We start from the raw sequence: 12578 nt of genomic DNA, 5'->3' as shown, positions 1-12578 counted from the left end.
GTGGAAATGCTTATACAAGTATCTTGCCGAATACGACTTCCTTAAAATCTAATAGAGGGCCGTCACTCTTTTCGGCGCGCATCCGCAATAGAGTTCCCTCCCAACTATTTAATATGAAGCGCGCCAGTGACGATGCAGCGAATTGACGATCGATCGCTCCCTGGTCCTGCGCTTCCGAAATGCAATTATCAATTACACTGCACCAGGCTTCGAAATGCTGGGCCAAGCGCTCGCGTATCAATGAGCTGTGATCCGCAGCCTCGGCGCTGAAATTACCCATCAAGCAACCACGAACATAGTTCGAGGCCCTGAAGCTCTCGATCCTGTCGTCAAAAAACGCCTCCAACCGGGCGAGTGGCGCGATCTTCGGATTACATAGGAACTCACGCAGTTTGATCTGGCCGCGCTCAGAATATCCATCGATCACCTCGGCCCCAAACGCCTCCTTGCTGGCAAAGTAGGTGTAGAACGACCCTTTGGGCGTGCCGGCTCCCTCGACGATGCTCTGTATGCCAGTCGCGGCATATCCTTCAGCGTGAATCATCCGGATGCCCGCCGCGACGAGATTGTGCCGGGTGTCAGGCTTCGGCTTCGGGCCTCGTCGGGCTGGATGAGATTTCATGGAAAATCCTCTTGACTAATTGCAGACGACCGGTCATCTGATATTTATGGTCGTTCAAGCGACGCGTGTCAACAGGGACGTTCCTGCCGTCCAAGGCATGCGGCGAGGTTGAGAACGCGAGTATTGCGCCGATGACGAAAGCTGCCGTTGGGAGACCGAACATGGTTCGCAAAATTGACGTGACGGTGCCAGCGGAAGGTGGAATCGACCTCGGTGCTTGGTTGTTCGTGCCCGAAGGCGTCGGCGCTCGCCCGGCTATTACGATGGCCCACGGCTTTGCCGGGACCAGGGAGCACGGCATCGAGCGGTTCGCCCAAGCCTTTGCCGTGGCAGGATTTGTCGTTCTGGTTCATGACCATCGCAATTTCGGGACGAGTGGGGGCGATCTTCGAGGGGATATCGATCCGTGGCGGCAAGTCGCGGACTGGCGTCGCGCAATCTCCTATCTCGAGGCGCGACCGGAAGTTGATCCAACGCGCATCGGCTTGTGGGGCACGAGCTATGCCGGCGGACACGCTCTTGTGTTGGGCGCCACAGATCGACGTCTGCGCTGCATCGTCGCGCAAGTTCCGACGATCAGCGGCTATGAGCAGGGATTGCGGCGAATCTCGCCCGACGCTCTGCCAACGTTGGAGCACGCCTTCGACGAGGATGAGCGAGCGCAGTTGCGTGGAGAGCCGCCTCGCCGACAGGCCGTTGTGAGCGCCGATCCTTCGGTGCCGGCCGCCTACCGGTCTCAGGACGCCGTCGATTTTTTATCTACAGCCTGTTCCCGCAGGCCTTTGGGAAAACGAAATCACTCTGCGCTCGACACGGGCAGCGCGCATGTACGAGCCCGGCAATTGGATTGCCCGCGTTTCGCCGACGCCGTTGCTGATGATTGTCGCGCGCGACGACCGGATGACCGTGGCAGATCTGGCGTTTGCTGCATATGAGCGGGCGCAGGAACCCAAACGGCTCGCCTTGATAGCAGGCGGTCATTTCGATCCTTATCTGGACCAGTTTTCGCTCGCCGAAGGCGCGGCAACTGAGTGGTTTTGCGAGCATCTCGGCGACCCGCTTCGACGCTCCAGCGTCGTTCACCGGTCGTAGCAATCCATGTCAATCGAAAATGAGGCGAGTGAGATCATGACAAATGCCAAGTATTCCACTGCGGTCAGTGCGGCAGACCTCGAGGAAATTCGCGCTCTGTTCTTGCGCCAAGCCGCGGGCGAAACCGCCCATGATATTGAGGTGATCGACGCTGTGCTTGCGCGCGCACTGCCGGGACAGCCGGATCCCGTGAACTTCGTAGCCCGCGCCTATCGCTTCTGGGGGCGCGAGGCGGTCATCGATCACTTCCGTACCGTCTTCACCGGGACCTGGCGCTTCGAACCGGACGAGGAAGCGATCCGGATCATGCCCCTCGGCCCTGACGTGGCGCATATCTATGCGCCGACGCGCGTCACCGCGGGTCCGGCTGGCCAGGAGGCGGCGACCTACACGTTTCTCGTCAATGAGTTCGCGATCCGCACCCCCGAAGGCTGGCGCATCTCGGCCATCGTTCCCGTCCCGGCGCAGTGAGTGGCATCACCGATAGCAAGCATGAGGCGCTCACTATGACCCATCTGACCTGCACCATCGACCATCATGTCGCAATCATCACACTCGACAACGCTCCGCAGAACCGCATCGGAGACCAGATGGTCGAAGAGCTCGCTGCCGCGATGGCGCGTATCGCAAGCAGCGAAGCCAGGGCTGTACTGCTGTGCGCCGCAGGGCTCGACTTCAGCTTTGGTGGCGATATCTTACCCTGGCCTGAGCGCAGCCGGTCGGAGCTCCGGGCGATCTTCGAGCGCTACATGGACGTATTCAACCAGTTCGAGCGTCTGCCGTTGCCTGTCGTGGCGGCGGTGCAGGGACTTTGCTTCGGAGGCGGGCTTGAGCTCGCCTTGCGCGCCGACATGATATTCGCGTCGAGCTCGGCCCGGTTCGGCCATCCTGAGCAGACGCTGGGCATCGTGACTTTGCTCGGCGGTATCTACCGCGTTGCCGAACGGGCGGGTCGTGCGCGCGCATCGGAATGGGCGCTTACGTCCGAGCAGATCTCCGCCGCAGCCATGGAGCACGTCGGCGTCGTCAACAAGGTTTTCCCAGACGCCGACCTGCTCGCGGAGTCGCGCGCCTTCGTGGAAAAACTCGCGATCGGGCCAACCCGCGCCTACGCGGCGCACAAGGTGTTGCTGCGCGCCTGGGCAAATGGCGGGGTCGCTGCGGCGGACGAAATCATGTTCGACATCGCAATGCCGGTTTTCGATACGCGGGACGCAACCGGTGGCATTGCATCGGCCGTGGATGCGATGAAAGCGGGGAGGCCGCGACCGTCCTTTCCTTTCGAAGGCCAGTAGAGACGTTCGCCGTAGCGAGCGAACCTTGCCGGCGATCGCCGTAGGTACGCTCTATCAGCGAAATGACTGTGAATCACACAAGGGATTACTGAAATGCGCAAGACGCTCTTTGCCGCTGTCGGTCTGATAGCGCTCGCCAGTGAATCTGTCTCCGCCGCACCGGCCGATTATAAAGATCCTCTCGACCCGTCCACCCTGACGATCATCAGGTCACAGTTCACCAAGGTCATGGAGCTGGCTAATCGACATGATGTGAACGCTCTGCACGAGATGTTTTGGCAATCGCCGTCGGCCCTTATTGTCGCAAAGAGCGCGAATCCGTCGTCAGAAGGGAATTGGGCGGGCTTTTGGGGCAACGAGGCAATCGATCAAAAACTCCACGCTATCGCTGCATCTGGGCCAGTCGTGCTTCAGCCAGATTTTTCAAAACTCAAGGTCGTTGGCCTGACGCAGGACGTCGCGGAATCCTATGCGCCGATAACCATTACGGTTTCGTATGCGGGTCAGGACGGCACGCCGAAGCCGTTTCTGATGATCATGAACTGGATAAAGGTAGGAAAGAACTGGAAGATCGCCTCCGAAGTGATCCTGCCGGTCCCGTGAAGGAGTGAACCGCGATGATGAACAGGCGAACATTCTCTGCCACCATGGTTGCCGGCGCTGCCGCCTCCCTGGTCGCCAGCCGTGGCCTGGCCGCAATTCCCGTTCCTGCGAAGGCGCGCAATGTCGTCCTTGTCCATGGGCTATTCGCCGACGGCTCATGCTGGTCCGAGGTCATCGCGCGCTTGCAGGCGGCCGGGCTTAACGCCACTTCCGTGCAAAATCCCCTGACGACGCTCCCGGAAGCAGTGGCGTCAGCACAGCGCGTGCTGGATCGGCAGGACGGCCCGACCGTGCTCGTTGGGCATTCATTCTCCGGAATGATCGTGACGGAAGCCGGCGTTCATCCGAACGTCTCGGCCCTTGTCTATGTGGCGGCGCGAGCGCCGGATGCCGGTGAGGACTATACGGCTCTGGCGAAGACTTTTCCGACGCCCCCGGCATCCGCCGGCATCGTCTTCGACGGTGATGAGGGGCGTCTCAGCGAAACGGCGTTCCTGCGTGACTTCGCGGGCGACCTGCCGGAAGCGAAGGCCAGGGTCCTCTATGCTGTCCAGGAGCCGTACCAAAAGGCCCTGCTGACGGGAAAGACCACGCACGCGGCCTGGCGATCGAAACCGAGTTTCTATGCCGTCTCGACGGAAGATCGAACGATCAACCCCGATCTCGAACGCTTCATGGCCAAGCGCATGGGTGCCAAGACTGTCGAACTCAAGGCGAGTCATCTCTCACTGATCTCTCATCCAGACGAGATAACCCAGCTCATTCTGGAAGCCGCAGGACAACCCACGTAATCGCGCGAGAGACTTTTGCTGACCCAGGCGACCAGCGCGGGTTCGCCTTCCATCGATCGGCGAGGCCGGCCGGGAGAAACGATCTGGCTGGGCACATGTCGAGCAAGCTTCAAAGCAGTAGTGAAAGTGGAGTCTACAATGGCCGAAAGCCTCAGCACCGAAGTGACAATACCTGTGAAACATGTGAAGGTCGTGGTGAACCGGCCATTCGACCAAGTACGCGATGCGTTTCAAGCGGCTTTGCCGCAGCTCGACGACACCGTACCGACGCTGCTGCACGCCGGTAATATCGATCGTGCGCGCGCAGCCCTCGAAGCACTCCCCGAACTCTCGATTTTTCAAAGCCGCAATCATGGAGATGTGCTGAAAATCGCCGGCTTGATGCGCAAAGCCCTCCAGTACGACATCGGCAATCCGAATACGGCGTCGAAGATGACGAGGCATCAACTCGCCGCCGCGCAGTATGCGCCTTTTCGCGTCGTGCTCTACGAAGATGCCGAGGGCCGCGCCGTCTTCGAGTACGACAAGCCCTCTTCACTCTTCGGGCAGTTTGGCGATCCCGCGGTGACGGCAATCGCCGAAGGCCTCGATCGCGCTCTCGAGCGGGCCATCAGCCAGGCAGTGGGCTGAAGCGGCGCTAGGGCAGCGCCGAGGCAGCCCTGGCCTGCTAGCCACCAGAGCAAAATCCAGCCCGCGCTGGCGATCTCTGATCGCGTATCTAAACTGGACAGAGTCGTGACAGGCATGACGGTACTTTTCGCCCGGTAGCGGAGCGGCAAGCAGCCGCCGAAAATTGGGTTCCGAGAAGCAATCGACCTCGATAGATGCCGAAGCCACACAAAAAATTTTCGTTCGATTTGTCCTTTAAAATCAGCACCTTAAGATGTTGACGGCCCGTGGGTCGGCTTTCGGCGCCGAAGAAAAGAAAAAAACCAGGTAGATCAATTGCATAACTGGGTTTTAAACAATCGAGTGGGAGTGAGGGGGAGTACCACCGTCGGCCCCCCAACCTTCGCGACTTTATGGTCTTCAAATATTCGGTCGCGCGCTGCTCGAAGACGTTAGCGCGCGCGACCAGTTCTCGGCGTCGATCACGCGGTCGTAGATCGATTACTGCTCCTTCTTGAACAAATCCTGGAAGATGAGCTGGCCCCAAGTGCGGCCGCGTGCGTGCACCAGCGCGCCACCCTCGTCGAGCCTTCCCAGCTTGACGGGTGCGAAGCCGAGTTGTTTGGCCAAGTCCGCCACGGGAGCGATCGCGTCCTCGTCGTCGCTCGAGAGAAAGACGACCCGGTGGCCGCCCTCGACGATCGGATCGGCAGCCAGGGTGGCGGCAATCAGGTGATTGAAGCCTTTCACGAGCTTGGCGCCGGTGAACGACTTCGCGACGAAGGCGGAGGACGGGAGACCGTCCAGCTCTTCAGGGGGAACTCCAAACGTGTTCGTCGCGTCGATGACTGTCTTGCCTTCCCAGCTCGGCAGGGCCTTCGCAACCTCGCGATGCTCGCCGAACGGGACCGCCAGGATGATCGTGTCGGCCTCGAGTGCATCCCGCAGCGACTTGGCGACGACGGTGGGTCCAATCGCGTGAGCCTGCGGCGCCAACGCCTCGGGCGGACGGCGGCTCGCGACGGCCACCTCGATGTTATTACGGGCGAAGGCCTGGGCAAGGGCCTGGCCTATCTTGCCGAATCCCACAATCGCATAGCTCATAATGTTTCTCCTATGTTGTATTGGCATTGATTCCCGGCCTTCAACGGCGCTGGGTTACTGTGTGGCGACCTTTGCGTAGACGTCCCGTCGTGAACGCCTTCCGCGCGGCCGGTCCGACTGTTCAGCGCGGAAGTCATTTCACCATGGACACGCTCGTTCCCGCCGATCAGCCGCTTCTCGCGATCCGGCGCGAATTCAGATGGCCGAGAAGCCGCCGTCGACAGACAACTCCACCCCATTCACGAAGCTCGAATCGTCTGAAGCGAGAAACAGCGCGGCCGCCGCAATTTCCTCAGGACGACCCATCTTTCCCCGCGGGATCAAGGATTCGAACATTTGCTTCGCCTCCTCGGTGAGAACTTGGTCCTGCATCGGCGTGGCGATCGGCCCCGGGTGCAGCACGTTCACCCGGATATTCCTGCCCTTGAGTTCGTTGAGCCACCCGCGCGCGAACGCGTGCAGCGCCGCCTTGCTCGCCGCATACACGCTGTAACCAGGAAAACCTTTCAGCGAAGCAACTGACCCGGTCATGAAGATCGATCCGCCGTCGTTGAACAGCGGCAACGCCTTCTGAACCGTGAACAGCGTGCCTCGCGTATTCAGGTTGAAGGTCGCGTCGAAATGCTGCTCGGTTATCTCGCCCAGTGGGACGGCTTCGCCCGTGCCGGCGCTCGCGTACAGGATGTCGATCTTACCCTTTTCCCGTTTGACTATATTGAACAGGCGGTCGAGATCGTCGAGTTTGGATGCGTCGCCGCGCACGCCGGTTACGTTCCGGCCGATCAGCTTGACGGCGTCGTCCAGCGATTCCTGTCTCCGGCCCGTGATGAAAACATAGGCGCCTTCTTCAACGAACCGTTTGGCGCTCGCCAGCGCCATGCCGCTCGATCCGCCCGTGATGACCGCAACCTTACCTTCAAGCTTTCCCATGACTTCTCTTTCACCTTGTCTTTGGTTGTTCGGGGACGCTCCCGAGGACCTCTACATAGGTCCGCCGGAGTCAGGCATTGAGTGCGGAAGCGCGCACATCGGTGGTGCAAAATCGATCCGGCCGGACCACTGACGCCAGCCGCGACGATCGGTGTCCGCCGTTCGGGATTGGGCTGCGCTCGTCGACATAGGCTATGATGACCGCCCGCAATGCTGTACGAATGCGTTAAATACGGGCTTTGGAAGGCGCGCCGGGCGGTGCCGGATTGCACCATGATCGACTGGGATGACATTCGCTACTTTCTTGCCGTGGCGCGCGGAGGCTCAGTGCGGGCTGCCGCCGGGCGTCTCGGGGTCAATCACGCGACCGTGCTGCGACGCATCGCGCAACTCGAGGAACGCCTCGGAGCGCAGATGTTCGAAAAGCTGCCTTCGGGCTACCGCCTGACGGCTGCGGGCGAGGAGGTGCTCGAGCTCGCGAACCAGATGGAAGCGTCGTCGCACGAGCTGGAGACGCGTGTCTTTGGGCGCGACCAGAGCGTGCGCGGGCTTCTGCGGGTGACGTTGGCTCCGCCCCTCGCTACACACCTGCTGATGCCTGATTTCGCCGATTTCGCGCGGCTGCATCCGGATATCGAGATGGAAATCGTGTCGTCCGGCGAGCTCGCAAATTTGACCAACCGAGAGGCCGACGTGGCGATCCGCGTCGTCTACGACCGCAAAACCCTGCCGCTCAATCTGCACGGCCTGAAGGGACCGGAGCTGTTCGGCGGCGTCTACATGTCCTGCGATCGACTGGCCGCATGGCGTGCGGGCGCGCTTGATCCCATCCGGTGGATCGTCATAAGCATGCATGGAATTCCGAATTGGGCCAGCGAGGGCGAGGTTCGCACCACGGAGGTTCCATTCAGGATCACGGACGCCGAAGCGCAGATCGTTGCTGTACGGCAAGGGCTTGGGATCACGACACTGCCGTGCTTCGTCGGAGACGCCGACCCCCACCTGGTTAGGGTGCCGGGCACCGACCTGCACATGTACGGAACGCTCTGGCTTCTCACACAGGGGGAGACACGCAAGACGAAGCGCGTGCGGCTCTTCACGGAGTTCGTATCCCACAGGCTCGCCGCGTACGCTCCGCTTCTCGCGGGGCTGTCCATATCGCGCGACTGACACCCGGCAGGTCGCCGGCGACGCTTGCCGTCATCCGGTCAGAAGCCGAGCCGCGATTTTCATCTGGCGAGTCGCGTGATCAAGCCGGAACGTAGGTCAACCTGATCACATCCTCGGCAATCCGGTCATGAGCCATCAGGCGGAGCGGTGGCCGGGGTCCGGCGAAATATGGCTTGCCGTGACCGAGCACCACGGGGTGCAGGTAGATCCGATACTCATCGATCAGCCCAAGTTCGGTGAGGCTTTGCGCCAAATTGGGGCCGGCAACTTCGATCTCCCCGTCGCGTTCCGCCTTCAGCGCGCGAATTGCGGCCTCAAGATCTTCTCCAACGAGCCTGGCATTGGGACCGACCGACTTCAACGAGCGCGAGATGACCCATTTCGGCTGGTTCCGCCACGCCGCCGCGAAGGCCTGTTGCTCTGCATCCCATTCAGGATGTTCGTCGTCCCAGTAACGCATGACCTCATACATCTGGCGACCGTACACACTGCCCGCCTGCCGCTCCGCCTCCTCGATGAAGTGGCGGAAGAGCGTGGGGCTTGGCGCAAACCCCACATGATCGACGTAGCCGTCCAGGGACTGGTTCATTCCGAACACGAGCTTAGCCATCCTCACTTCCTTTCCTTAAACGGCATATCCGCGCAGTCCCGATTGCATATGCAATCGGTGGTAAGTTAGCCAAACTGGTTTTGTATTGCAATTGGTTTTTGAGTGCGCATAAGTCCGCGACCTGATGGGCGTCAACCGGCCGGCCTAGCGTGGACAACGGCCTGTCCGCTTCCGGCGATCAGAATGGACAAGCCGCCGTCCGAGGGCGCTATTTCAGCGGCAGAAACAACTCCGCCACCGCCTCACGCTCCGCCACCTCCGGGAAGAGGCTCAGCCGCTGGCAATAGATCGGGAAGTCGCGTGCTTCCTCGCCGCTGGCCGGAAGCCAGTCGCGATAAAGGTAGAGCGCGGCGGGCTCCAGATTGTCGGTGTTGCCGACGACGCGCAGCACCGCGCAGCGTCCGCCAGGGATCTCGCCGGCTTTGATCTCTTCGCCGTTCGCCTCGATCGGTTGGTCGGTCCCGACACAAAGGTCTACGCTATAGCAGGCGGGCGACTGAGGACGCCGCTCGGAACGCCAGACGTTGAAGGTCGGACTTGTCCTGGGGTGCAGGCCAGCGGCCTTGCGCCAGGCGATGAACCGCTGGATGGTGGCGCCGAGCGTCGCCGGGTCGCCCCGGTGCTCCATGATCGCCACCGGCGTGGTGGGTACATTGCGAATTATCACGTCGTCAGTGGTAAAAGTCTTCTGCATGAGCTTGCTCCTTGCATTGTCGAGAGGCTCGAAGGCGGCAAGCCACGGCTCCCAATCGGGAGACTTCCGAAACGACGAAGGCGATTGACCGAACCGTTGCCGAAAGGCGCGGGCAAAGGCATCCGGTGCATTGTAACCGGCATCCATCGCTATATCAGTGACGCGTTCTTCGTCCCTGTAGGCCAGCCGGTATGAAGCGCGCTTCATGCGGGAAAGCCCGATATAGCGATGCACTGACAATCCGAAGCTCGCCGTGAACTGCCGGTGGAAATGAAACTTCGAGAAGGCCGCGACACCGCTCAGAACGTCAAGATCGAGATCGTCATCGAGGTGCTGGTCGACATAATCCAGCACTCGCTGCATCCGCTCATGATAGTTCCGAAGCGCTGCGGTCATTCGTCTTGGTCCCCGTGGCAGCTCAAACTAGTTTCCTTCGGCAACGCAGCGCTCGACGGATCTTGCGGTTTGGCATGCATCATGCCGGCGTGCCGACCGATCCGAGTATCTTGCGATCCTCGCCCGGCACTGTTATTCGCATTTCCGTCTTAGAGGAGAATGCCTTTGTTTGCCGTCGCAACGATCCAGAACTCACCGGCTGCGGCGGTAGGGGTAAAGATGCTCGGCATCGTCACTGAGAGCTGATCCTCACTCTTATCGCTCGGCCTTAGCGCACCCATGCTGGCGCATGTCCAATGTCGGGAAAACTATGATCATAGAACTCATTTCCAGTGATTTTGACGCGCTGCTGAAGGGCACCGCGCCTCACAATCTGCACCTTGTCCAAGACAGCGCCATTGCGCCTCCTGAAGTACTGGCGATGTTGAACCGCCTCGCGGCTGACATCGGCGCAGAATTTTCGCCGTCGGCCTGGATGATTGTGGAGGATGGCGAGATCGTCGGCCTCTGCTCCATCGTTCGGGTTCCACATAATGGAAACATCCATATCGGTTATGGGGTTGCGCCTTCACGCCAGGGCCGTGGATGTACCACGCGGGCCATAAGGCAGTTGCTGGAGTGGGGCCGAAACGATCCTCGCGTGGCCCTGATCTCTGCAGAGACCGGGGTCGACAACATCGCGTCCCAGCGTGTCCTTGAACGCAATGGCTTTGTCCAAATCGGCGAGCGGATCGATGCTGAAGACGGTCCGTTGATCTGCTGGCAAGCAATGACTGTCTAGGTTTACAGGCCAGAGAAGCCCGCATAGGAAACGGTCGGCCGAGGTTCAGTCACCTCGGCCGACCGTTGTCATAAAGGGAATGACGACTACGATCCGAAGCCGGCTTCAGCGGCCGTAGGTAACCTCGACGGAGGCCTTGTCGAGCGTGTTTGCCTTGACATAGAAGCCGACCATGGCGCCCGGTGCGGTCTCGGGAAGCGGAAGTTTGTCGACCTTGAGCGCGTAGACGGTGAACTGGTAGCGGTGCGGCTTATCGCCGGCCGGCGGGCAGGCGCCGCCATATCCCGACGTGCCAAAATCGGTATGGCCTTCCACGGCGCCTGCGGGAAGCTTCTTGTCACCGCTTGCGCCGGTGGCAATCTTCGAGGCATCTGCGGGGATATTGAACACCGACCAATGCCACCAGCCGGAACCTGTGGGCGCATCCGGATCGTACGCCATGACGGCGAAGCTCTTGGTACCTTCGGGAGCGCCCGACCAGGTCAGTTCCGGCGAAATGTTCCTGCCCGAGCAGCCGAAACCGTTGAAGACCTGCGCGTCGGCCATGGCCTTACCGGCGACCAGGTCCTTCGAGGTGAGCTTCATTTCGGCGTGGGCGGCCGTGGCGCCGGAGACGGAGGCGGCCATAAGTGCTGCTGTGATCAAACGCATTGCTGTTCTCCTGTGGTTGACGATGCCGGGAAACTACCGTCACCGCGCAAGCGCATCTGCCCCGCTCTGCGCAATTTCTGCCCCGATCCGCTCAAAGTGCTCGGTGCCGCTGCGTACATGGCGCGGGCTGACGCCAAACCGCTCCTTGAAACGTGCTGAAAATTGCGAAGGTGAGTCATAGCCGACCTCCAGCGCAACCTGGGCCATCGGCAATGTCGTGGTCTGAATGAGTGCAAGAGCGCGGTTCATTCGGGTATCGCTCAATATCTCGCTGAAGGCGGTATTCTCTGCGGAGAGCCTGCGCCTCAGCGTCGCCTCGCTCATATTGAACAAGCGCGCAGCTTGCGCCAACGTCCAGGCGGAGGCGGGATCAGCTTCGATCATCTGCCTCAGCCGGTCCTCAAGCCGGGAGCTTTCGCATCGGCCGAGCACCGCCCCGTGGAGCGCGAACCAGGTGACGAGTTCCATCAGACGAGCCTTGGCGATAGCGCCAGGAAGGCGCGCCAGATTGCCCGGCTGGCAGCAATACTCAAACAATGCCGCAGCTTCCTCCGGCAGGCTGGAGGCGCCTGCCGGCACAGGCCTCGATGGAACGGCGATCGATCCCATCCTGGTATAGGCCTCCTCGAACAGCGGTCGCGGAACGGGAAGCGCCAGCGTCTGATACTTCTGCGGCGCCTTGGGAATGTTCTCCATCGTCAACGGTCTGTAGTCGGGCAGCAAGCCATAGGCGCCCGCCTCGAGGCGCAAAGCCTTGTCATCTGCCATGACAATCTTCGTTCCCGATTGCACCTGTATCAACAAGGGGCTCGTATTGACGAGACGAAAGAAACAGGCCCGCCCGCCTTGGCGGACCAAGGCCCTGGCCGGAATGGGAAAGACCTCGTCGAGCATATATTCTCCGGCAAAAGGATGGATAAGAGCGGCAACACCGGCAGAGCCGGCATGAAGACATCCGTTGTGCCGCGAATACCAAAACCGCGTGCCGGCGGCAACCTTTCGCCAGGAGCCGCAGCCATATCTGCCGGCTGTCGAAACTGCGTATATTTCTCGGAAGAGAGGGTGCATCGGGCTTCGAATCTGGATAATTCTTGTGCGGCCTAAGAACCTGACTCGAAAAGGTTTCAACGATATCCGTATCTTGCCAAGCGTCGTGTCAGGACGCGGATGTGGGCGATAGTGATCCATGCTTCGGCTGAAGCGAGGGACTTTTCCCAATCCTTGGCCAAG

General features: G+C 60.6%; 15 protein-coding genes and 1 pseudogene. 8 read left to right on the top strand and 8 right to left on the bottom strand.

Annotated elements, in window-relative coordinates; all coding sequences use genetic code 11:
- Window positions 1–10: 10 nt before the first annotated feature.
- Window positions 11–622: a TetR/AcrR family transcriptional regulator gene (locus tag ACIPSK_RS30645; RefSeq protein ID WP_162115472.1), complete on the bottom strand. Its 612-nt coding sequence runs from the start codon at window positions 620–622 to the stop codon at window positions 11–13.
- Between the two features lie 161 nt (window positions 623–783).
- On the opposite strand from ACIPSK_RS30645, the gene ACIPSK_RS30640 reads away from it, so the two are divergent.
- From ACIPSK_RS30640 to ACIPSK_RS30615, 6 genes are all read left to right on the top strand, one after another.
- Window positions 784–1557: an alpha/beta hydrolase gene (locus ACIPSK_RS30640; RefSeq protein ID WP_206120204.1), complete on the top strand. Its 774-nt coding sequence runs from the start codon at window positions 784–786 to the stop codon at window positions 1555–1557.
- Window positions 1558–1750: 193 nt separating this feature from the next.
- A complete protein-coding gene (locus ACIPSK_RS30635; protein ID WP_162115473.1) occupies window positions 1751–2185 on the top strand; it encodes a YybH family protein in 435 nt (144 codons plus the stop codon).
- 35 nt (window positions 2186–2220) lie between these two features.
- Entirely contained in the window at window positions 2221–3009 is a 789-nt protein-coding gene (locus tag ACIPSK_RS30630; RefSeq protein WP_162115474.1) for an enoyl-CoA hydratase/isomerase family protein, read from the top strand.
- Window positions 3010–3102: 93 nt separating this feature from the next.
- Window positions 3103–3612, top strand: coding sequence for a nuclear transport factor 2 family protein (locus tag ACIPSK_RS30625; RefSeq protein WP_162115475.1), 510 nt, complete (start codon window positions 3103–3105; stop codon window positions 3610–3612).
- A 14-nt stretch (window positions 3613–3626) separates the two neighbouring features.
- Window positions 3627–4403 (top strand): alpha/beta fold hydrolase, encoded by a 777-nt coding sequence (locus ACIPSK_RS30620; RefSeq protein WP_162115476.1) that lies wholly within the window; start codon window positions 3627–3629, stop codon window positions 4401–4403.
- Between the two features lie 138 nt (window positions 4404–4541).
- Window positions 4542–5033 (top strand): DUF302 domain-containing protein, encoded by a 492-nt coding sequence (locus ACIPSK_RS30615; protein WP_162115477.1) that lies wholly within the window; start codon window positions 4542–4544, stop codon window positions 5031–5033.
- A gap of 480 nt (window positions 5034–5513) precedes the next feature.
- Here ACIPSK_RS30615 and ACIPSK_RS30610 read toward each other — a convergent pair whose 3' ends face one another.
- Entirely contained in the window at window positions 5514–6116 is a 603-nt protein-coding gene (locus ACIPSK_RS30610; protein WP_162115478.1) for an NADPH-dependent F420 reductase, read from the bottom strand.
- Between the two features lie 195 nt (window positions 6117–6311).
- The gene (locus ACIPSK_RS30605; RefSeq protein ID WP_162115479.1) at window positions 6312–7046 is read right to left on the bottom strand and encodes an SDR family NAD(P)-dependent oxidoreductase; all 735 of its coding nucleotides are present in this window, start codon (window positions 7044–7046) and stop codon (window positions 6312–6314) included.
- A gap of 273 nt (window positions 7047–7319) precedes the next feature.
- Between ACIPSK_RS30605 and ACIPSK_RS30600 the strand changes: the two genes are divergently transcribed.
- Window positions 7320–8216 carry a LysR family transcriptional regulator gene (locus ACIPSK_RS30600; protein ID WP_162115480.1) on the top strand — a complete coding sequence of 299 codons (897 nt, stop codon included), beginning with the start codon at window positions 7320–7322 and terminating at the stop codon, window positions 8214–8216.
- A 79-nt stretch (window positions 8217–8295) separates the two neighbouring features.
- Here ACIPSK_RS30600 and ACIPSK_RS30595 read toward each other — a convergent pair whose 3' ends face one another.
- Both ACIPSK_RS30595 and ACIPSK_RS30590 read right to left on the bottom strand, forming a co-directional pair.
- Complete coding sequence (locus ACIPSK_RS30595; RefSeq protein WP_162115481.1) at window positions 8296–8826, bottom strand: dihydrofolate reductase family protein; 531 nt, start codon at window positions 8824–8826, stop codon at window positions 8296–8298.
- Window positions 8827–9034: 208 nt separating this feature from the next.
- A complete protein-coding gene (locus tag ACIPSK_RS30590) occupies window positions 9035–9916 on the bottom strand; it encodes an AraC family transcriptional regulator (RefSeq protein WP_162115482.1) in 882 nt (293 codons plus the stop codon).
- A 289-nt stretch (window positions 9917–10205) separates the two neighbouring features.
- Between ACIPSK_RS30590 and ACIPSK_RS30585 the strand changes: the two genes are divergently transcribed.
- Window positions 10206–10697, top strand: a complete 492-nt coding sequence (locus ACIPSK_RS30585; RefSeq protein ID WP_162115483.1) for a GNAT family N-acetyltransferase — start codon at window positions 10206–10208, stop codon at window positions 10695–10697.
- Window positions 10698–10802: 105 nt separating this feature from the next.
- On the opposite strand, the gene ACIPSK_RS30580 is transcribed toward ACIPSK_RS30585, so the two are convergent.
- The 3 genes and pseudogenes from ACIPSK_RS30580 to ACIPSK_RS30570 form a co-directional block, all read right to left on the bottom strand.
- On the bottom strand, window positions 10803–11348 hold the full coding sequence (locus ACIPSK_RS30580) for a YbhB/YbcL family Raf kinase inhibitor-like protein (protein ID WP_162115484.1): 546 nt from the start codon (window positions 11346–11348) through the stop codon (window positions 10803–10805).
- A gap of 39 nt (window positions 11349–11387) precedes the next feature.
- Complete coding sequence (locus tag ACIPSK_RS30575) at window positions 11388–12242, bottom strand: helix-turn-helix transcriptional regulator (protein ID WP_162115485.1); 855 nt, start codon at window positions 12240–12242, stop codon at window positions 11388–11390.
- Window positions 12243–12472: 230 nt separating this feature from the next.
- Window positions 12473–12578: pseudogene (locus tag ACIPSK_RS30570) on the bottom strand (IS5/IS1182 family transposase); the annotation flags it as partial.

Source organism: Rhizobium sp. LARHSG275, from assembly GCF_052871115.1.
Note: the sequence above shows the minus strand (reverse complement) of the source record. Positions and strands in the feature narration are given on the sequence as shown.

Bases quoted from the DNA above. Each gene is read 5' to 3' on its own strand.
- ACIPSK_RS30645 (WP_162115472.1), bottom strand. From the start codon at position 622: ATGAAATCTCATCCAGCCCGACGAGGCCCGAAGCCGAAGCCTGACACC.
- ACIPSK_RS30640 (WP_206120204.1), top strand. From the start codon at position 784: ATGGTTCGCAAAATTGACGTGACGGTGCCAGCGGAAGGTGGAATCGAC.
- ACIPSK_RS30635 (WP_162115473.1), top strand. From the start codon at position 1,751: ATGACAAATGCCAAGTATTCCACTGCGGTCAGTGCGGCAGACCTCGAG.
- ACIPSK_RS30630 (WP_162115474.1), top strand. From the start codon at position 2,221: ATGACCCATCTGACCTGCACCATCGACCATCATGTCGCAATCATCACA.
- ACIPSK_RS30625 (WP_162115475.1), top strand. From the start codon at position 3,103: ATGCGCAAGACGCTCTTTGCCGCTGTCGGTCTGATAGCGCTCGCCAGT.
- ACIPSK_RS30620 (WP_162115476.1), top strand. From the start codon at position 3,627: ATGATGAACAGGCGAACATTCTCTGCCACCATGGTTGCCGGCGCTGCC.
- ACIPSK_RS30615 (WP_162115477.1), top strand. From the start codon at position 4,542: ATGGCCGAAAGCCTCAGCACCGAAGTGACAATACCTGTGAAACATGTG.
- ACIPSK_RS30610 (WP_162115478.1), bottom strand. From the start codon at position 6,116: ATGAGCTATGCGATTGTGGGATTCGGCAAGATAGGCCAGGCCCTTGCC.
- ACIPSK_RS30605 (WP_162115479.1), bottom strand. From the start codon at position 7,046: ATGGGAAAGCTTGAAGGTAAGGTTGCGGTCATCACGGGCGGATCGAGC.
- ACIPSK_RS30600 (WP_162115480.1), top strand. From the start codon at position 7,320: ATGATCGACTGGGATGACATTCGCTACTTTCTTGCCGTGGCGCGCGGA.
- ACIPSK_RS30595 (WP_162115481.1), bottom strand. From the start codon at position 8,826: ATGGCTAAGCTCGTGTTCGGAATGAACCAGTCCCTGGACGGCTACGTC.
- ACIPSK_RS30590 (WP_162115482.1), bottom strand. From the start codon at position 9,916: ATGACCGCAGCGCTTCGGAACTATCATGAGCGGATGCAGCGAGTGCTG.
- ACIPSK_RS30585 (WP_162115483.1), top strand. From the start codon at position 10,206: ATGTCCAATGTCGGGAAAACTATGATCATAGAACTCATTTCCAGTGAT.
- ACIPSK_RS30580 (WP_162115484.1), bottom strand. From the start codon at position 11,348: ATGCGTTTGATCACAGCAGCACTTATGGCCGCCTCCGTCTCCGGCGCC.
- ACIPSK_RS30575 (WP_162115485.1), bottom strand. From the start codon at position 12,242: ATGCTCGACGAGGTCTTTCCCATTCCGGCCAGGGCCTTGGTCCGCCAA.